Source organism: Amedibacillus dolichus DSM 3991, from assembly GCF_000154285.1.
GTDB lineage: Bacteria > Bacillota_I > Bacilli_A > Erysipelotrichales > Erysipelotrichaceae > Amedibacillus > Amedibacillus dolichus.
In genome coordinates this window covers 143,848-161,565 of record NZ_DS483473.1, presented here as the reverse complement: position 1 = coordinate 161,565, position 17,718 = coordinate 143,848, and the positions used below count along the sequence as shown (strand labels likewise).

The window sequence follows — 17,718 nt, the reverse complement described above, 5'->3', positions numbered from 1 at the left end:
TGCGAATGGAACGTAAACCAAGAAGAAATGAACGCGAAAAAGAATTTGAAGAACGCGTTGTTACCATTAACCGTGTAACAAAAGTAGTTAAGGGTGGACGTCGTTTCCGCTTCGCTGCTCTTGTGGTTATCGGAGATAAAAAAGGACGTGTTGGTTTCGGTACAGGTAAAGCCAACGAGGTTCCTGATGCTATTAAGAAAGCAATCGAAGATGCTAAGAAAAACGTATTCCGTGTACCAGTTATCGGTACAACGATTCCTCATGAAATCGTTGGTACGTATGGTGCAGGTGAGGTATTCCTTCGTCCGGCTTCTGAAGGTACCGGAGTTATCGCCGGCGGTGCAGTACGTGATGTACTAGAGCTAGCAGGTATCAACGATGTACTTTCTAAATGTATCGGATCTCGTACGCCAATCAACATGGTACACGCGACAGTAGAAGCTCTTCAGAACTTGAAAACAGTAGAAGAAGTTGCTCGTCTTCGTGGTAAAAAACCAGAAGAAATTCGTGGTTAACAGGAGGACTAAGAAATGAAATTACATGAAATGAAATATACTGAAGGTGCACGTCGCGATTCATTCCGTGTAGGACGCGGACACGCTTCAGGAAATGGAAAAACGGCTGGTAAAGGACACAAGGGTCAAAAAGCTAGATCCGGTGGAGGAGTACGCCTTGGTTTCGAAGGTGGACAGACACCACTTGCTCGTCGTTTGCCAAAACGTGGATTTACTAACTTCAACCGTAAAGAATTTGCAATTGTTAATGTTGCATCTTTAAATAACTTTGCTGACGGTACAGAAGTTACTCCAGAATTGTTAATTGAATGTGGTCTAGTAAAGAAAGAACTAGATGGCATTAAAATCTTAGGAGAAGGTGCTTTAGAAAAGAAGCTTACTGTTAAAGCAAACAAATTCTCTAAGTCAGCTTTAAGTGCTATTGAACAAGCAGGCGGAAAAGCAGAGGTTATCTAATCATGTTTAGGACCTTTGTTGACATGTTCAAGAATAAAGATATTCGTAATCGAATTTTCTTTACTCTTGCCATGCTGTTTATCTTTCGCTTTGGTTCTGCAATTACGGTACCAGGTGTAGATGTTACAGAGCTCACAAAAGGTATTGAAAATAACTCACTATTCAACATGATCAATTTGCTAGGTGGTGGAGCCTTGGAACAATTATCCATTTTTGCAATGGGTGTTGGTCCTTATATTACGGCTTCCATCATCATTCAGCTGCTATCAATGGACGTTGTTCCTACCCTTACAGAACTTGCTAAGGGTGGTGCTTCAGGGAAGAAACAGATCGACCGCTATACTCGTTATTTAGCGGTTGTTCTTGCATTCTTTCAAGCAACTGTGCTTGTATATGGATTCTCTCAGCAATATACAACATTGCTTATTGGCGGACAGTCATGGGCTTCCATTTTATATGTTGTAACATTATTGACTGCAGGTTCTATGTTTACTTTGTGGATCGGTGATCGCATTTCAATGAAGGGTATCGGAAATGGTATCTCTATGTTGATTGCTGCAGGTATCATTGCCAGACTTCCACATCAGTTCACAAGTGCTTGGCAGACAATGGTAGGAGAAAGTGCAACGGCAGCCGGTATCGGAAGCTTTGCAATTTATCTTATTTGTTATCTATTGATTATCGTATTTGTTGTTTGGATGCAAACAGCAGAGCGTAAGATACCGATTCAATATACAAGCAGTACAGTAACAACGAGAAAGCAGGATAATACATACTTGCCATTAAAGATTAATTCCGCGAGTGTAATTCCGGTTATCTTTGCTTCGGCTATTATGGTAGCACCATTACAGATTTGTCAGATGATCTGGCCAGATGCAAGCTGGATCTCAACAATGGCTCGCTTTATGGGAATGCAGACTGTTGAAAGTTTAGTAATTTACGTAATTCTGATTATCTTATTTACCTTCTTCTATGCTAAATTGCAGGTCGATCCTGAAAAAATCGCAGAGAATTTAGGTAAATCCGGAACGTATATTCCAAATATTCGTCCAGGTGCGGAAACAAAGGATTATGTAAATAAAGTATTAAGCAGAATTACGGTATTAGGATCAATCGGACTAGCTTTCATTGCTGTTCTTCCACATGCCCTTCCATTGATTAAAAGTATCAACCTTCCTGCAAATATGGGAATCGGTGGTACCGGAATTATCATTGTTGTCGGTGTAGCAATGGAAACAGTGAAGCAGATCAAAGGACGATTGACACAAAAATCATACCAAGGATTTATGCAGAAATAGAAGGTGAAAGCAATGAACATATTGATTATGGGAGGACCCGGTGCCGGTAAAGGTACGATGTCCGCTAGAATCGTTGAAGCTTTTGATGTAAACCATATTTCAACCGGAGATATTTTCCGTAGTGAAATCGGGAAACAAACAGAGCTTGGAATGATGGCAAAAAGCTATATGGATCAAGGTCTATTGGTTCCTGATGAAGTTGTTAATAATATGGTAAAAAGCTATTTGGAAAACTTAGAGGACAAGAAAAACGGTTTCTTGTTAGACGGATATCCAAGAACACTTGATCAGGCAAAAGCCTTCGATGAATTATCAAAGGGTAGCGATTTGGAAATTAACAAAGTTATCTTATTGAATATTGAACTTGAAGAATTAACAAATCGTATTACCGGTCGCCGCCTTTGTAAGGATTGTGGCGAAATCTATCACATGACATCAAAACGCCCGGCTGTTGAAGGTGTTTGTGATAAATGTGGTGGAGAATTGTATCAGCGTAAAGATGATACAGTGGAAAGCCTGCAGGTTCGATTGGACGAATATAATCGTTTGACTGCCCCTGTCATGAATTATTATGCAGATAAAGGTTTAGTTTATACGATTGAAGCAAATCAGCCAATGGAAAATGTTTGGGCAGACGTAAAGAAAGCTCTGGAGAAGTAAATGGTGAGAGCCAAATCAAATCAAGAGTTGACATTTATGAGAAAAGCAGGTATAATTGTTGCGCTTGCACATCGTGCTGCAAGCGCAGCGATGCGTGCTGGAATTACAACAAAAGAAGTTAATGACATTGTCGAAGATGTCATAAGAAAAAACGGCGGAGAGCCGTCTTTTAAGGGTTTGTATGGATTTCCGGCAGCTACCTGCATTTCTATAAATTCCGTTGTTGTACATGGTATCCCAGATGATACAAAATTACAAAACGGAGACATTGTTTCAGTAGATATCGGTGCCAGTTATCATGGATGCCATGGAGACTCTGCGTGGACATATACCGTAGGCGAGATCAGCAATAATGCACGAGAATTGCTGATGATAGGAGAAAATGCTCTTTTCGAGGGTTTGAAAATGGTAAAAGCAGGGAATCATCTTACTGATATATCTCACGCAATCGGAGAGTATGTGTATGCACATAACTGTTCTGTGCCGCGTGAATTTTCAGGACATGGCATTGGAACTTCCGTTCACGAAGATCCAAGCGTTCCGAATTTTGGCTCTGCAGGACATGGGATTATTTTAGAAGAAGGCATGACGCTTGCCATTGAACCAATTGTTCTAGCAGGCAAACCAAAGATAAAAGTGATGAACGATGGTTGGACGGTTAGGACAAAAGATAAAAGTCTTGCGGTTCACTTCGAGCACACGATTGTCGTTACAAAAGACGGGTATGAGATACTGACCGCATGGAATAAGGAGGAACTTCCAGATAATGGGTAAACAAGATGTTATTGAAATTGACGGAGTTGTTGAAGATACTCTGCCAAATGCAATGTTTAAGGTGAAGCTAGCGAACGGACACGAAATTCTGGCTCACGTTTCTGGTAAAATCCGTATGCATTACATCCGCATTTTACCAGGGGATCGTGTAACTGTTGAGATTTCACCCTATGATTTAACACGTGGGCGTATTACATTCCGACATAAATAGTCGTGAATAAGGAGGAAAACGCATGAAAGTAAGACCATCTGTCAAACCAATATGCGATAAGTGCCGCATTATTAAACGTAAAGGCCGCGTTATGGTTATTTGCGAAAATCCAAAACACAAACAAAGACAAGGAAACTAATGGAGGTGTAATGTAAAATGGCTCGTATTGCAGGTGTAGACTTACCACGCGATAAGCGCGTAGTAGTGTCATTGACGTACATTTACGGTATCGGTCGTCCAACAGCAGAAGAAATTTTGGCTAAGGTTGGAATCAGTGAAGATATCCGTGTAAAAGATTTAAGCGAAGAGCAGGTAAATGCAATTCGTAAAGAAGTTGACACCATTAAAGTAGAAGGTGATTTGCGCCGTGATGTTCAGTTGAACATTAAGCGTTTAATGGAAATCGGATGCTATCGTGGCATTCGTCATAGAAGAGGATTGCCAGTACGCGGTCAGCGTACTAAGACAAACGCACGTACTCGTAAGGGGCCTGTGCGTACAGTGGCAAATAAGAAGAAATAGGACGATAGGAGGAAATTAAATAATGGCAAAGAATGTAAAAGCGGGCGCACGTAAACGTAAAGCACGCAAGAATATTGCTCGTGGATGTGCACACATTCACTCAACTTTTAACAATACCATCGTTACTATTACTGATGAAAGCGGAAATGCCGTAGCATGGTCTAGTGCCGGAGCACTTGGGTTTAAAGGTTCTCGTAAATCTACTCCATTTGCTGCACAGATGGCCGGTGAGGCTGCAGGTAAGGCTGCGATGGAAAATGGAATGAAAACTGTATCAGTAAACGTTAAAGGACCTGGTCCTGGACGTGAAGCTGCTGTTAGAGCATTGCAGGTAGCTGGATTAGAAATTACAATGATTAACGATGTAACGCCTATTCCACACAACGGATGTCGTCCACCAAAACGACCACGTGGTTAATCGCAAACCTAAATGAGGAGGTAACGTATGCAAAAATTCGAACGTGCACACTTTGAAGTAAAAGAATACAATGAAGCAGACAATTATGGTAAGTTTGTATTTGAACCTTTAGAAAGAGGTTTTGGAACAACGATTGGAAATGCACTTAGACGTGTTTTGCTCTCCTCTTTACCAGGAGCTGCTGTATTTTCCATTAAAGTAGACGGAGTATATCATGAATTTACATCAATTCCGGGAATTGTGGAAGATGTAAGTGCAATGATCTTGAATATCAAAACATTGGTTATGAAAATTCAAGATGATGAGATTTATACTCTGCGTATTTCTAAACAAGGTCCGGGCGAAGTAACCGGTGCGGATATTATTTGTCCGGAAGGTGTTGAAGTCTTATCGAAGGATCTTCACATTTGTACTTTGGAAGAAGGCGGTATGCTGGAAATGGAACTGCAGGCACGCAATGGACGTGGCTATGTTAGTGCAGACACAAACAAGCAGTTATATCAGACACCTAATCAACCGTTAGGTATCATTTATACAGATTCAATTTATACGCCAATCGAAAGAGTGGCATATAATGCGGAACCAACTCGTGTTGGGCAAAATGCACACTATGATAAGGTAACCTTGGAAATCTGGACAGATTCTTCAATCTCTCCGGCAGAATCCGTTGCGCTTGCTGCAAAGATTTTGATTGATCACTTAGAGCTACTAACGAATGTTCACGAAGCTGTAAACGATATGGAATCTTTGATGAAAGAAGCACAGGGTGAGGTTCAAAATAAAGGACTTGTCATGATGATTGAAGATCTAGACTTATCCGTTCGTTCCTATAACTGTTTAAAACGTGCAGGTATTCAAACTGTTGAAGAACTTACACAGAGAACAGAAGATGAAATGATGCGTGTAAGAAACTTAGGTAAGAAATCATTAAAAGAAGTTAAAGATAAGATCTATGATCTGGGGCTTAGCTTCAAATCATACGAATAGACTCGTAAGGGAGGTTAATGACCAATGTGGAATCGTAAATTAGGACGCAGTGCTGATCACCGTAAAGCAATGTTACGTAACATGGCTACTTCTGTTATTGCTCATGGACAAATCGAAACAACGGAGATGAAAGCAAAAGAACTTCGTAGCGTTGTTGATGAATTGATCACATTAGCAAAACGTGGGGATTTACATGCACGCCGTCAGGCAGCTGCTTATGTACGCGATATTGTTGTGAACGAAGAAACTGGACAGACTGCTGTTCAGAAATTGTTCGATGAAATCGGACCTGCTTATAAGGATCGCAACGGTGGATATACTCGTGTTATTAAAACAAGAGTACGTCGTGGTGATGCTGCTCCAATGGCTATCATTGAGTTAGTAAAATAATCTATAAAGCACTGTGTTGATCATAGTGCTTTTCTTTTATTTGAAATTCTTAGTGAAGAAAGGTATGATATAGATGAGTAAAAATAAATTACTTTGATTATATTGGAGGAAGCTATGAAAAAGAAAACAATACTAGGGATTGTTGTTGCAAGTATTCTTGTTCTATGTATTATTATGGTATGTATTATATGGAAATCAAAAGCAGATGCGATTGTATTTGTGGAAGATAATGTAATTGAATACGGTTCAAAAATAACAAGCAAAGAGTTGGTAAAACAGTCTAAAGGTGAAATTTTGGAATATCCAAAACTGAATACGAAAAAACTAGGGAAGCAAAAATTAACTTATAAAGTAAAATATTCATTTGGAAGCAAAGCTATTACTCATGAGGTAATAATTAAAGATACACAAAAACCGATTATTGATTTAAAGCAAGAGAAAATTACAATAATGCAGGGAGATTCTTTTGATCCCGAAGAAAATATAAATGGAGTTAAAGATGTGGTAGATGGTGCTTTAAACAAAGCAAAAGAAACAGTACCCGGTTCTTACACTGTATCATCGAAGGTTGATATTGATACGATCGGAACCTATGAAGTAGAGATAGTAGCGCACGATATTCGTAATAATCGGAGTACGAAAAAATATAAGGTAATCGTGGAGGAGAAAAGTTCAAATCCAACAGAATATGGAAATGAAAATGAAGCGAAGCCATATTATGTTAATGGAATTTTGCTTGTTAATAAAAAACATGCCCTTCCAAGAACCTTTGGTGGATATAACGAAGAAGCGAATCAAGCGCTTGCTAAGCTACAAACTGCTGCTAGTCTTGAAGGATATGATCTTCCGACATTATCAGCATATCGTTCCTATGATTACCAAGCAGGGCTATATAACGATTATGTAGCGAGAGATGGAAAAGAGGCAGCAGATCGCTATTCAGCGCAACCGGGAAAATCAGAACATCAGACAGGATTAGCTTTTGACATCGGGCAATTAGATGATAGTTTCGGTGAAACACCGGCAGGAAAATGGTTAGCACAGCACGCTCATGAGTATGGATTCATCATTCGCTATCCAAAAGGAAAAGAACATATTACCGGATATATGTATGAACCTTGGCATGTACGCTATCTTGGCATTGATACAGCAACCTCTGTTTATCAAAGTGGGCTAACCCTTGAGGAGTATTTGAATGATTATTAAATAATTATTACCTAGGAAATATTACAATACAATGATTATAGGAGGATTTATAATGCTTATTCAAGAAATGGAACAATATGCAAAAGAATATAAGGTTCCTATTATGCAGGAAGAAGGGCTAAGCTTTATGCTCGACTTTATAAAAGAACATAATATAAAAAGAATTTTAGAAATTGGCAGTGCAATAGGATACTCGGCAATCCGTATGGCTATGCTTGATGATGACATTCATGTAACAACTATCGAGCGTGATGATGAAAGGTATCAGAAAGCATGTGAAAATTTAGCAAAATCATCTTGTCAAAAACAAATTCAAATATACCATGCTGATGCTTTAGAGGCGGTGATTGATGGCGAATATGATTTGCTGTTTATTGATGCCGCAAAAGCGCAATATCAACGTTTTTTCGAGCGTTATGAAAGCAATTTGAAACAAGGCGGATACATTATCAGCGATAATTTATCTTTCCATGGCTATGTGGAACACCCGGAAAGAGAAATGTCGCGAAGTCTACGGCAGCTTGTTCGTAAAATTAAAAATTTTCGATTATATTTAGAATCTCGCGATGATTATGAAACAAAATATTATGAATTGGGAGATGGCATAGCTGTATCAAGAAAAAAATAGTTTTTCTGTATGCTTTCCTATATTTGTGATACAATAGCTGTAGAAGCTAAGAAAAAGAAAGTGGTGATTATTTATGAAAAAAGCATTACCGGTATTAGCAGCATTAGGAGCAGTTGCGGCTTTTGCAATCTATAAAATCAAAAAAGAAGAGCAAAAGAAAATCGTCGATTTAGATGAAGGACTGCTTTATGATGATGAAAGTGATGCCGTAGAGGATTTCACAAATAATGTAAAAGAAAACTGTGAAACAGTAAAGGAGGAAGCGCTCGTAGCTGCCAATGATATAAAAGCGCATGCTGAAACTGCTATAAAAGAATTCAGTCAAGATTTCCCGGAGCTTTTAAAGGAAGAGGTCGAAGATTTAAAAGAAACGATTAAATCCGCAATCTGCGATTTGCAGGAAGCAGGAACTGTAATTGAAAAAGAACGACCAATTCAACATCTTGTTACATTTACAAATGCTGAGGATCTTGAAGCATTTAAGAATGCAATCATCAATCGTGGATATGTAGTAAGTGTTGGTGATGAAGAAAATACACTGAATGTTCTTCATATCTGTCCACTGGATATTGATAAGGTAGCAGCAAATGTTTTATATATCGCAAATGAAGCTCGCAAGCATCATGGTTGTTATTCCGGTTGGTTTAGTAAGTAATATATTAAAAGAAAACACTTTAAGCTTTGTAAAGATACATGGCAAAAGTGTTTTTTTTGCTGCATCGTCAGAAAAAATAGCTTAGAATTGTCAGAATAAGGTATTCGTTGTATAATGTATAAGCTTTGAGGAGTGAAAAGTATGGATAAAATAAAGGTAGAACAGCTAACCTTTTCTTATGATGGTGAACATAATGCAGTTGAAAATGTTTCCTTTCAAATTGAAGCAGGTAGCTATACAACAATTGTCGGACATAACGGTAGTGGAAAAAGTACAATTGCTAAACTGCTAATTGGATTGTTGGAAAAAGGAAATGGTGCTATTTATATTGATCAAATAGAATTAACGATTGATAGTGTGTATGATATACGCAATAAGGTAGGAATCGTTTTTCAAAATCCGGATAATCAATTTATCGGAGCAACGGTTGCTGATGATATCGCTTTTGGCTTGGAAAACCATCAGGTTCCAACAGAAAAAATGCAGGATATTATTGAACGATATGCCGAAAAAGTCAATATGCGTAAGTATCTGAATAGTGAGCCAACCCGACTTTCCGGTGGACAAAAGCAACGTGTAGCAATTGCCGGAGTCTTGGCTATGCAGCCGGAAATTTTAATTTTCGATGAATCCACAAGTATGCTTGATCCCCAAGGAAAAGCAGAAATCAATGCACTGATTCAAGAAATCCATCAAGAATCCAATATTACGATTATATCCATTACTCATGATATTGAAGAGGTCGCAACAGCCGATCATGTGATCGTGATGGATCGTGGACATGTTGTTATGGACGGAAAGCCTGATGATATCCTCTTATATGAACAAAAGCTATTAGATTTACAGCTGGATATACCATTCGCCCTGAAATTTCGTAACGCATTAAAAAAACAGCAGGTTGAAATCTCTGCCTGCACAACCATAGATAAGGTGGTGGAAGAACTATGCCAATTACGTTCAAACAAGTAGCACATACCTATAATCCGGATTCACCGCTTTCTTATGCTGCTTTAAAAAATGTTAATTTAGATATTGCAGAAGGTAAGGTAACGGCTATTATCGGTGAAACGGGAAGTGGAAAATCAACCTTGGTTCAGCATTTGAATGCGTTATTATTACCAAGTGAAGGAAAAATCGAAATTATAGATAAAATCATCTATGCACAGGAAAAACCGAAAAATTTAAAAGATTTAAGAAAACAAGTAGGGCTTGTTTTTCAGTTTCCGGAATATCAGTTATTTGAGGAAACGATTGAAAAGGATATTAGCTTCGGACCCAAAAATTTCGGCGTAAGCGAAGAAGAAGCAAAACAAAAAGCGAAGCAGATGCTATCAATCGTCGGACTTGACGAGAGCTATTTAGAAAGATCACCCTTTGATCTATCCGGAGGACAAAAGCGTAGAATTGCAATTGCCGGTATTTTGGCTATGGATCCTCAAGTGCTTGTTTTAGACGAGCCTACCGCCGGATTGGATCCTCAAGGGGCAAAAGATATGATGCAGTTGTTTGTACGCATGAACAAAGAGTTTCATAAAACCGTACTGATTGTAACACATGATATGGAACATGTACTGCAATATTGTGATGAGGTTGTCGTCATGCAAAATGGTGAAGTTGCGCAAACCTGTGATGTGCGCTCCTTTTTCGAACAAATAGCATTATTGGAACAGCTACATATCAATCCTCCGGCAGTTATTCGTTTACGTGAAGAATTGCGTCGAAAAGGATTTACGATTGATAAAACGATCCTGGATATTGATGAGTTGGCACGTGTAGTCGCAAGTGAGGTGAAAATGCATGAATAATATTGCCTTAGGCAGCTATCTGCCTTTAAATTCAATCATTCATCGTCTAGATCCACGTGCGAAAATTTGTGCGATGCTATTGATGATGATTGCTATTTTTTTACCGGCAGGTTATCTAGGTTATGTAGTGCTCGGCATTTGCATTATTTGTGTAAGTATGTTAGCCAAGCTAAAATTGAGTTTTTTATGGCGGGCAATGAAGCCGATGCTTTTTATGCTTACCTTCTTATTGATTATCAATTTGCTTGTCGTGCGTGAAGGAAGCATATTGTTTACGATTGGAAGCTTTGCGATTTACAGCGGTGCGGTTTCACAAACTTTGTATATCGTTGTACGTTTGGCATTGATGATCATGATCACAACCATTTTAACCGCAACGACAAAACCTTTGGAACTGACGTTAGCGATTGAGGATCTCTTGAAACCATTTCAGGTTATTCATGTACCGGCTCATGAAATTGCGATGATGATTTCGATTGCTTTGCGCTTTATTCCGACATTGATTGAAGAAACACAGCGCATCATGAAAGCACAGGCATCACGTGGAGTAGACATGGAAAATGGAAAGCTAATGGAAAAGGTAAGAGCGATTCTTTCCTTGATCGTTCCTTTGTTTGTATCGGCATTTCAGCGTGCTGAGGATTTAGCTTATGCCATGGAGGCAAGAGGCTATATTCCCAATCGTCCGCGTTCACGTTATAAGCAGTTGAAAATGAGTGGAAAGGATTATCTATTGTTAGCAGGAACGATGCTTATTCTTGCGGCAACTGTTGTGCTCGTTATTTATGGATAGATATAAAGTAACTGTTTGTTATGATGGCACAAATTATGCAGGCTGGCAAAAACAAGATAATGCACGTTCTATCCAGGAAGAAATTGAATGTGCTTTAGCAAAAATCAATGAAGAAGCAGTCGAAATAGTAGCAAGTGGAAGAACAGATGCACATGTGCATGCACTTGCACAGGTATTTCATTTTGATGCCAAAAAAGCATTATCCGATGAACAATGGGTACGTGCCTGCAATTCCTTGCTTCCTAAGGATATTCGCATTCTTAAGGTAGAAAAAGTATCGGATAGCTTTCATGCTCGATTTGATGCAGTACGTAAACGATATGATTACTATATTACCAACGATGTTTTAAATCCGTTTTTAGAAAACTATATGGGAAAGGATCGTAAAAGCCTTGATGTAGCATATATGCAGGAATGTGCGAATGTATTTATAGGTACACATGATTTTACAAGCTTCACAAGCAGTAAAATAGATGAACGCAAATCCCGTATAAAAACGATTTATCGCCTAGAGGTTCAACAGGAAGCCAATGCTGTTCATATCATTTTTGAAGGCAATGCTTTTTTACGTTATATGGTGCGAATGCTTGCGCAAGTATTGATTGAAGCTGGAAAGCATCGTTTAACAAAGGAAGCGATAAGTCAGATGTTAGAGGCGAAGGATAAGCATGCTTGCCGCTATAAAGCCAGTGCAAACGGCTTGTATTTGGTAAGAGTCGATTATCAAGATAACAGCTCCCCAATGGGTTAAACTCCAAAGGGGAATTTATGTATATGTTAGGAGGTAGATTATGCGGAAAACAAATTATCATACACATACATATCGGTGTATGCATGCCGGTGGAAGCGATGAGGAGTATGTCTTGGCAGCGATAAAAGGCGGTTATGAGGAAATCGGTTTTTCCGATCATTCACCATGGAGATATGATAGTGATTTTGTTGCCCACATGCGAATGTCTTTATCACAGTTCGATGATTACTATTCTTCTATCATGACATTAAAGGAAAAATATAAGGATCAGATTTCGATTAAAATCGGTTTGGAATGTGAATATTTCCCTAAATATATGAAATGGCTTAAACAATTTGTAAAAGAAAAGCAGCTGGATTATATTATTTTCGGAAATCATTATCGTGAAAGCGACGAGCTTCGTATTTATTATGGGAATGCTTGTATTGATGATGATGAACTACGAAATTATGTAGATGATGCAATTGAGGGAATGAAAACCGGTTTGTATGCTTATCTTTGCCACCCGGATTTATTTATGCGTAGCGGACGTAAGTTTGATGATACTACAAGAGAGCAATGCTATCGTCTATGTGAAGCTGCTAAAAAATACCAAATTCCTTTAGAGTATAATGGGGCAGGATTAGAATTCAATATGCTTCATCGGGTGGAGGAGTATCCGTATCATGAATTTTGGAAGATTGCGAAAGAGGTTGGAAATACTGCAATTATCGGGATTGATGCACATACCCCAAGAGCATTGGCGAATCCTACATATTACGAACAAGCACTGCATAATTTGGAAACGATCGGAATTTCATTGACAGACAGTATTCGTTTTTTTGAACATTGATATAGTAGAGAAAAAGTTGAAATCTTACAAGCTGAAGTTTGATAACGAGTTGTTAGATTTTAGCGTACGATGTATCTCTTTATCTATTGATGTCTTGTTTACGGTTTAGTTTTGAGCTTATAACATGCATAAAAGAAGGGATTGCGTATCTTCTTCATTAAAGGATACGCTTTTTTTGTACTCAGAATTATCTGTCAAAGGTTTGTAAATATGCCATAAGCAGTAAGAATTTGATAGGTAATCTGCTGATAGGAACGAAGCTTTTGTGATATCAAAAGGATATAGAAAAACGAATGGATTGTTAAATTGCGGAGCTATGAAAAGTATAGATTTTATAATCAAATATTTATATCATATATACATTTTTGAACACAAAACTGATAATCTATTCACAAAATTATTTCAAAACTGTAATATTTATATCATTTTCGTTCATTTTGTGTTATCATTTTACATAAAGTGAACAAAGGTGATATATCTATGAAGAAACTATTTGTATTTTTAATTATGGTTGCGGCTATTTTAACTTATGATGTTGTTCAATCGGAACAAGGAAGCATCATTGTTTATTCATCAATGGAACAATATCGAACAGAGGAGCTTCAAAAACAGTTGAATGAGCAATTCCCCGATAAAAACATTTTAGTTATGTATGTATCTACTGCAAAATCAGCTGCTAAAATTAAAGTCGAGCAGGAAAACTCCGATGCGGATATCGTAGTAGGATTAGAAACCTCTTATTTGGAAAAGGTAAAGGATTCTTTGCAAGATTTATCGGGATATCAAACGCATGAATATGTAGATGGACTTACCTTAGCAGATAATGACAATAAATATATCACATGGGAAAGGCAAGCCGGAGCATTTATTATCAACAAAGAGGTCTTGAAGAAATATCATTTGCCAATTCCTAAAACCTACGATGATTTATTGGATCCACAATATCAAAATTTAATTGCAATGCCGGATCCTAAAACAAGTGGTACAGGCTATTTCTTTTATAAAAGTATCATGAATACCAAAGGCGATCAAGAAGGGTTAGCTTACTTTGATGCCTTAGAGAAGAATATCAAAACATTTACCGAATCCGGTTCCGGACCGGTCAAGCTATTGATTCAAGGGGAAGTTGCAATCGGGCTAGGTCTTACGTTCCAAGCAATTGATGAAATCAATTCCGGTTCTCCTTTTGAAATTGTATATCCACCGCAAGGATCGCCATACAGTTTAACCGGAACGGCGATGATCAAAGGAAAGAACAGCAAGGAAGTTCAAGAAGTTTTTGATTATATTGCCAATGATTTCTTTCTATATGATAAAGAGAACTTTTCGCCGGAACAGGTATTAAAGAAACAAAAAAATAAAATAAAGGGCTATCCGCAAAATATACCGTATGCGGATATGCATGGGATTTCAGAAATTAAAGAAAAAGAAAGGCTGTTGGAATTATGGAAATATTAAAGCAGGATATTAAATTATCGGTAAGGAAGCTGTATAAGAATTTTGATGGCAAAGATGTATTAAAACATCTTTCCTTCGATGTTAAAGAAGGAGAGTTTTTGAGTGTTCTAGGGCCAAGTGGCTGTGGTAAAACAACACTTTTACGTATTTTGATTGGTTTGGAAAGCCAAAATAGTGGAGAAATCTTACTAGATGGTAAAGATATTTCCAACTTAAAGCCTAATGAACGAGGTATGGGAATCATTTTCCAAAATTATGCTTTGTTTCCTAATATGACCGTCTTTGAAAATGTCGAGTATGCCTTGAAATTAAATCCGGAAGTAAAGCCACGCAGCAAAGAAATCGCAACTGCAACGTTGGAACAAATTGGAATGATGGAGCACTGTGATAAAAAGCCAAGTCAGCTTTCCGGTGGACAACAGCAGCGAGTAGCGATTGCCAGAACGCTTGCTTTAAATCCCAAGGTCATTTTACTAGATGAACCAATCTCCGCTCTAGATGTAACCAATCGTGAAATTATGAAACGTGAGCTAAAGGAAATTCAACGTAAGTTTAACTCAACGATGATTTTTATTACGCATGAACAAGAAGAAGCATTTTACTTATCCGATCGTATTATGGTCATGAGTGAAGGGAATATCGAGCAGTTGGATACTCCGAGAAATATCTATGAGCACCCTGCCAATCAATATATCAAAGATTTTGTCATTGCTCACTTGGATCAAAAGCTAGCCTCACTTGAAAAATGCACAGGACGTGGTAGCCATGAAAAATAGAACATTTCGTGCCGGTAAGCTGCTAGTCATTGTCTTTTTATTGATTAGTGTGGTATTTCCGCTTGCATCGCTTGTCTTAAATATCCAAATGGAAGATGTTTCGAAGGTTATCTCTGCACCGCAGTTTATACCCATGTTGTTTAATTCCTTATTAGCAACCAGTATCGCAACTGCACTATCCGTAGTTATTGCATTCGGACTTGCATGGTGTGTCAATCGTACCAATATACGCTATAAGCAGGTGTTTTCGATATTATTCACGATCCCGATGCTCATTCCTTCCATTTCGCATGGTATGGGCTTGGTGCTTTTGTTAGGTGATAATGGACTGATTACCAATTTCCTACACATCAATATCGGTCTTTACGGCTACTTGGGAATTATCATCGGTTCGATTCTGTACTCTTTTCCGGTTGCTTTTTTAATGCTAACGGATATCTTTAAATACGAGGATTATACGACTTACGAGGCAGCACAGGTACTTGGCTTATCCAAGAAACAACAATTCTTTACGATTACATTACCAAATATGAAGGGTGCTTTGATTTCTGTTATCTTTGCGACCTTTACCATGATCTTTACCGATTATGGTGTACCGCTTGTTGTCGGTGGTAAGATTATGACACTGCCGGTATATATGTATCGGGAGGTTATCGGTTTATTGGATTTTTCAAAGGGAGCGATTATCGGTGTTATCTTGCTGATTCCCGCCTTTATTGCCTTTTTCATGGATTTGAAAAATGAAAGTAGTGGAAATAGCAGTACCATAACACGTAGCTTTCAAATTCAAAAAAATAAAAAGCGTGATATCATCAGCTATTTCATCTGTATTTTGACTGTATTTTTAGTTTCCTTGCCAATTCTGGCATTTGTCATTTTATCTTTTGTAAAGCAATATCCGATCGACATGAGCTTTTCACTTGCCAATATAAAGGAAGCCTTCCAACTAGGTGTGGGTATGTACTTGAAAAACTCTTTAGCTATTGCGCTAGTAACGTCTTTGGTAGGGATTTGCGTTATCTATTTTACTGCCTATATCACTGCTCGAGCGAAGCGCAGCTTTACGAATGCAGCCCTGCATCTGATTGCAATGGTATCTTTGGCAATACCGGGAGTGGTGCTTGGTTTATGCTATGTTATCTTTTTTGAGGGAAGCCTTCTATATGGAACAATTGCCATCTTAATTCTGGTTAATACGATTCATTTCTTTGCATCACCATATTTGATGGCTTACAACTCCTTAAAGAAATTTAATGAAAACTTAGAAGATATTTCTGCTTGTATGGGGATTAGTAAGCTTAAAATGCTATTTGATGTATATATCCCATGCACGCGTGCGACCATTATTGAAATGTTTTCTTATTTATTTGTAAATTGCATGGTTACGATATCCGCAGTATCTTTCCTAGCGAATTTCCGCAATATGCCATTGGCCTTGTTAATACCGCAATTTGATTCCCAATCGCTGATTGAAGCGACTGCATTTATTTCGGTTATCATTTTGTTGGTAAATAGTATTTTGAAGCTTGCTGTATATGCTGTGAAGCGTTATGCACAAACACTTAGATGAAAAGGAGAAGTTATGAATTTAACACAAACACAATTTGAAATTTTAACAACGATTGAACGTCATCAGGATCAAAAGCACTCGCAGCGTTCTTTGGCAACTACTTTGGAAATATCCGTAGGAGCAGTCAATAAGGCGATTGGAGAGCTATGTGATTTGGAACTGATGAAAAGCCTTGGAAACAGTCATTACGATGTAACTCTAAAGGGATATGAATGGTTGGAGCCTTATCGTGTAAAAAAGGCAATCTTTATGGCTGCCGGTTTTGGAAGCCGTATGGTTCCGGTAACCTTAAATACTCCTAAGCCGCTAATTTTAGTTCATGGAAAGCGCATTATCGAAACGCTGTTAGATGCGGTTGTTGCGGCAGGGATTCAAGATATTACCATTATTCGCGGATATTTAGGAGAACAGTTTGATGTATTGTTAAAGAAGTATCCGATGATTAAATTTATCGAAAATCCACTGTATAATGAATCAAACAATATTTCCAGTGCGTATGTGGCAAGAGATATGTTGGAAAACGCTTATGTGTTGGAGTCGGATTTGGTTTTATACAATCCGGATTTGATTCGTAAATATGAATATACAACCAATTATCTTGGTATGAAGGTAGATGTAACAGATGATTGGTGCTTCGAAACGAAAAAAGGTATCATTACTAAAGTAAAGGTTGGTGGAAGAGATGTTCACCACATGTTCGGTATTTCGTATTGGTCAAAGGAAGATGGACAAAAAATGGCTGCGGATATTGATGAAGTATATCATATGCCTGGTGGAAAAGAAAAATATTGGGACGAAGTTGCTTTAACGGTATGCAAGGAAAACTATGAGGTAGCTGTGCGTCCGGTGCAGAAAGGCGATGTTATCGAAATTGATACGTATAATGAATTAAAACAGATTGATTCGATTTATAATGTTTAAAAATGAATAAGAATGATAGCGAAGTGTACTAGTAGACTTCGTCTTTTTACCGTTTTATGTGAATTATGGGAAAATAAAAATTTGATTCATAA

General features: G+C 38.0%; 23 protein-coding genes. All 23 read left to right on the top strand.

Going from position 1 to position 17,718, the window contains the following annotated elements:
* Positions 1–5: 5 nt before the first annotated feature.
* The 23 genes from rpsE (at position 6) to EUBDOL_RS02680 (ending at position 17,626) form a co-directional block, all read left to right on the top strand.
* Positions 6–515, top strand: coding sequence for a 30S ribosomal protein S5 (gene rpsE / locus EUBDOL_RS02790; RefSeq protein ID WP_004798241.1), 510 nt, complete (start codon positions 6–8; stop codon positions 513–515).
* Positions 516–530: 15 nt separating this feature from the next.
* The gene (gene rplO, locus EUBDOL_RS02785) at positions 531–971 is read left to right on the top strand and encodes a 50S ribosomal protein L15 (protein ID WP_004798238.1); all 441 of its coding nucleotides are present in this window, start codon (positions 531–533) and stop codon (positions 969–971) included.
* Positions 972–973: 2 nt separating this feature from the next.
* Positions 974–2,269: a preprotein translocase subunit SecY gene (secY, locus tag EUBDOL_RS02780; RefSeq protein ID WP_004798236.1), complete on the top strand. Its 1,296-nt coding sequence runs from the start codon at positions 974–976 to the stop codon at positions 2,267–2,269.
* Positions 2,270–2,281: 12 nt separating this feature from the next.
* Positions 2,282–2,929, top strand: coding sequence for an adenylate kinase (locus tag EUBDOL_RS02775; RefSeq protein WP_004798235.1), 648 nt, complete (start codon positions 2,282–2,284; stop codon positions 2,927–2,929).
* Positions 2,930–3,703 carry a type I methionyl aminopeptidase gene (gene map / locus EUBDOL_RS02770; protein ID WP_004798232.1) on the top strand — a complete coding sequence of 258 codons (774 nt, stop codon included), beginning with the start codon at positions 2,930–2,932 and terminating at the stop codon, positions 3,701–3,703.
* Complete coding sequence (gene infA / locus EUBDOL_RS02765) at positions 3,696–3,914, top strand: translation initiation factor IF-1 (protein ID WP_004798231.1); 219 nt, start codon at positions 3,696–3,698, stop codon at positions 3,912–3,914. Before map ends, infA begins: the two co-directional genes overlap by 8 nt.
* Before the next feature lie 22 nt (positions 3,915–3,936).
* Positions 3,937–4,053, top strand: coding sequence for a 50S ribosomal protein L36 (gene rpmJ, locus EUBDOL_RS02760; RefSeq protein ID WP_008979808.1), 117 nt, complete (start codon positions 3,937–3,939; stop codon positions 4,051–4,053).
* A 17-nt stretch (positions 4,054–4,070) separates the two neighbouring features.
* The gene (gene rpsM, locus EUBDOL_RS02755) at positions 4,071–4,436 is read left to right on the top strand and encodes a 30S ribosomal protein S13 (protein ID WP_004798230.1); all 366 of its coding nucleotides are present in this window, start codon (positions 4,071–4,073) and stop codon (positions 4,434–4,436) included.
* A 22-nt stretch (positions 4,437–4,458) separates the two neighbouring features.
* Positions 4,459–4,854: a 30S ribosomal protein S11 gene (gene rpsK / locus EUBDOL_RS02750; protein WP_004798228.1), complete on the top strand. Its 396-nt coding sequence runs from the start codon at positions 4,459–4,461 to the stop codon at positions 4,852–4,854.
* 27 nt (positions 4,855–4,881) lie between these two features.
* Positions 4,882–5,841 (top strand): DNA-directed RNA polymerase subunit alpha, encoded by a 960-nt coding sequence (locus EUBDOL_RS02745; RefSeq protein ID WP_004798227.1) that lies wholly within the window; start codon positions 4,882–4,884, stop codon positions 5,839–5,841.
* 24 nt (positions 5,842–5,865) lie between these two features.
* Positions 5,866–6,231 (top strand): 50S ribosomal protein L17, encoded by a 366-nt coding sequence (rplQ, locus tag EUBDOL_RS02740; protein ID WP_004798225.1) that lies wholly within the window; start codon positions 5,866–5,868, stop codon positions 6,229–6,231.
* Between the two features lie 114 nt (positions 6,232–6,345).
* The gene (locus tag EUBDOL_RS02735) at positions 6,346–7,437 is read left to right on the top strand and encodes a M15 family metallopeptidase (protein WP_004798222.1); all 1,092 of its coding nucleotides are present in this window, start codon (positions 6,346–6,348) and stop codon (positions 7,435–7,437) included.
* Positions 7,438–7,489: 52 nt separating this feature from the next.
* Complete coding sequence (locus EUBDOL_RS02730) at positions 7,490–8,065, top strand: O-methyltransferase (protein ID WP_022420245.1); 576 nt, start codon at positions 7,490–7,492, stop codon at positions 8,063–8,065.
* A gap of 73 nt (positions 8,066–8,138) precedes the next feature.
* Positions 8,139–8,720 (top strand): ribonuclease E inhibitor RraB, encoded by a 582-nt coding sequence (locus EUBDOL_RS02725; RefSeq protein ID WP_004798218.1) that lies wholly within the window; start codon positions 8,139–8,141, stop codon positions 8,718–8,720.
* 141 nt (positions 8,721–8,861) lie between these two features.
* Positions 8,862–9,689, top strand: coding sequence for an energy-coupling factor transporter ATPase (locus EUBDOL_RS02720; RefSeq protein WP_004798217.1), 828 nt, complete (start codon positions 8,862–8,864; stop codon positions 9,687–9,689).
* Positions 9,665–10,525 carry an energy-coupling factor transporter ATPase gene (locus tag EUBDOL_RS02715; protein ID WP_004798215.1) on the top strand — a complete coding sequence of 287 codons (861 nt, stop codon included), beginning with the start codon at positions 9,665–9,667 and terminating at the stop codon, positions 10,523–10,525. Before EUBDOL_RS02720 ends, EUBDOL_RS02715 begins: the two co-directional genes overlap by 25 nt.
* Positions 10,518–11,318, top strand: coding sequence for an energy-coupling factor transporter transmembrane component T family protein (locus EUBDOL_RS02710; protein ID WP_004798212.1), 801 nt, complete (start codon positions 10,518–10,520; stop codon positions 11,316–11,318). Before EUBDOL_RS02715 ends, EUBDOL_RS02710 begins: the two co-directional genes overlap by 8 nt.
* Positions 11,311–12,069 (top strand): tRNA pseudouridine(38-40) synthase TruA, encoded by a 759-nt coding sequence (gene truA / locus EUBDOL_RS02705; RefSeq protein WP_004798211.1) that lies wholly within the window; start codon positions 11,311–11,313, stop codon positions 12,067–12,069. Before EUBDOL_RS02710 ends, truA begins: the two co-directional genes overlap by 8 nt.
* A 40-nt stretch (positions 12,070–12,109) precedes the next feature.
* Entirely contained in the window at positions 12,110–12,901 is a 792-nt protein-coding gene (locus EUBDOL_RS02700; protein ID WP_022420249.1) for a histidinol-phosphatase, read from the top strand.
* Positions 12,902–13,381: 480 nt separating this feature from the next.
* Positions 13,382–14,359, top strand: a complete 978-nt coding sequence (locus EUBDOL_RS02695; protein ID WP_040462968.1) for an extracellular solute-binding protein — start codon at positions 13,382–13,384, stop codon at positions 14,357–14,359.
* Positions 14,347–15,135, top strand: a complete 789-nt coding sequence (locus EUBDOL_RS02690; RefSeq protein WP_004798204.1) for an ABC transporter ATP-binding protein — start codon at positions 14,347–14,349, stop codon at positions 15,133–15,135. Before EUBDOL_RS02695 ends, EUBDOL_RS02690 begins: the two co-directional genes overlap by 13 nt.
* On the top strand, positions 15,125–16,705 hold the full coding sequence (locus EUBDOL_RS02685) for an ABC transporter permease subunit (RefSeq protein ID WP_004798202.1): 1,581 nt from the start codon (positions 15,125–15,127) through the stop codon (positions 16,703–16,705). The genes EUBDOL_RS02690 and EUBDOL_RS02685 overlap by 11 nt, the downstream gene beginning before the upstream one ends.
* 12 nt (positions 16,706–16,717) lie before the next feature.
* Positions 16,718–17,626 (top strand): phosphocholine cytidylyltransferase family protein, encoded by a 909-nt coding sequence (locus EUBDOL_RS02680; protein WP_004798201.1) that lies wholly within the window; start codon positions 16,718–16,720, stop codon positions 17,624–17,626.
* Positions 17,627–17,718: the final 92 nt, after the last annotated feature.

Excerpts from the sequence above, each read along its gene's own strand:
- EUBDOL_RS02710 (WP_004798212.1), top strand. The coding sequence starts at position 10,518 with ATGAATAATATTGCCTTAGGCAGCTATCTGCCTTTAAATTCAATCATT.
- EUBDOL_RS02720 (WP_004798217.1), top strand. The coding sequence starts at position 8,862 with ATGGATAAAATAAAGGTAGAACAGCTAACCTTTTCTTATGATGGTGAA.
- EUBDOL_RS02725 (WP_004798218.1), top strand. The coding sequence starts at position 8,139 with ATGAAAAAAGCATTACCGGTATTAGCAGCATTAGGAGCAGTTGCGGCT.
- EUBDOL_RS02685 (WP_004798202.1), top strand. The coding sequence starts at position 15,125 with ATGAAAAATAGAACATTTCGTGCCGGTAAGCTGCTAGTCATTGTCTTT.
- rpsK (WP_004798228.1), top strand. The coding sequence starts at position 4,459 with ATGGCAAAGAATGTAAAAGCGGGCGCACGTAAACGTAAAGCACGCAAG.
- map (WP_004798232.1), top strand. The coding sequence starts at position 2,930 with ATGGTGAGAGCCAAATCAAATCAAGAGTTGACATTTATGAGAAAAGCA.
- EUBDOL_RS02730 (WP_022420245.1), top strand. The coding sequence starts at position 7,490 with ATGCTTATTCAAGAAATGGAACAATATGCAAAAGAATATAAGGTTCCT.
- rplQ (WP_004798225.1), top strand. The coding sequence starts at position 5,866 with ATGTGGAATCGTAAATTAGGACGCAGTGCTGATCACCGTAAAGCAATG.
- EUBDOL_RS02690 (WP_004798204.1), top strand. The coding sequence starts at position 14,347 with ATGGAAATATTAAAGCAGGATATTAAATTATCGGTAAGGAAGCTGTAT.
- infA (WP_004798231.1), top strand. The coding sequence starts at position 3,696 with ATGGGTAAACAAGATGTTATTGAAATTGACGGAGTTGTTGAAGATACT.
- EUBDOL_RS02715 (WP_004798215.1), top strand. The coding sequence starts at position 9,665 with ATGCCAATTACGTTCAAACAAGTAGCACATACCTATAATCCGGATTCA.
- secY (WP_004798236.1), top strand. The coding sequence starts at position 974 with ATGTTTAGGACCTTTGTTGACATGTTCAAGAATAAAGATATTCGTAAT.
- EUBDOL_RS02775 (WP_004798235.1), top strand. The coding sequence starts at position 2,282 with ATGAACATATTGATTATGGGAGGACCCGGTGCCGGTAAAGGTACGATG.
- EUBDOL_RS02680 (WP_004798201.1), top strand. The coding sequence starts at position 16,718 with ATGAATTTAACACAAACACAATTTGAAATTTTAACAACGATTGAACGT.
- truA (WP_004798211.1), top strand. The coding sequence starts at position 11,311 with ATGGATAGATATAAAGTAACTGTTTGTTATGATGGCACAAATTATGCA.
- rpsM (WP_004798230.1), top strand. The coding sequence starts at position 4,071 with ATGGCTCGTATTGCAGGTGTAGACTTACCACGCGATAAGCGCGTAGTA.
- rpmJ (WP_008979808.1), top strand. The coding sequence starts at position 3,937 with ATGAAAGTAAGACCATCTGTCAAACCAATATGCGATAAGTGCCGCATT.
- EUBDOL_RS02745 (WP_004798227.1), top strand. The coding sequence starts at position 4,882 with ATGCAAAAATTCGAACGTGCACACTTTGAAGTAAAAGAATACAATGAA.
- EUBDOL_RS02735 (WP_004798222.1), top strand. The coding sequence starts at position 6,346 with ATGAAAAAGAAAACAATACTAGGGATTGTTGTTGCAAGTATTCTTGTT.
- rplO (WP_004798238.1), top strand. The coding sequence starts at position 531 with ATGAAATTACATGAAATGAAATATACTGAAGGTGCACGTCGCGATTCA.
- EUBDOL_RS02695 (WP_040462968.1), top strand. The coding sequence starts at position 13,382 with ATGAAGAAACTATTTGTATTTTTAATTATGGTTGCGGCTATTTTAACT.
- rpsE (WP_004798241.1), top strand. The coding sequence starts at position 6 with ATGGAACGTAAACCAAGAAGAAATGAACGCGAAAAAGAATTTGAAGAA.
- EUBDOL_RS02700 (WP_022420249.1), top strand. The coding sequence starts at position 12,110 with ATGCGGAAAACAAATTATCATACACATACATATCGGTGTATGCATGCC.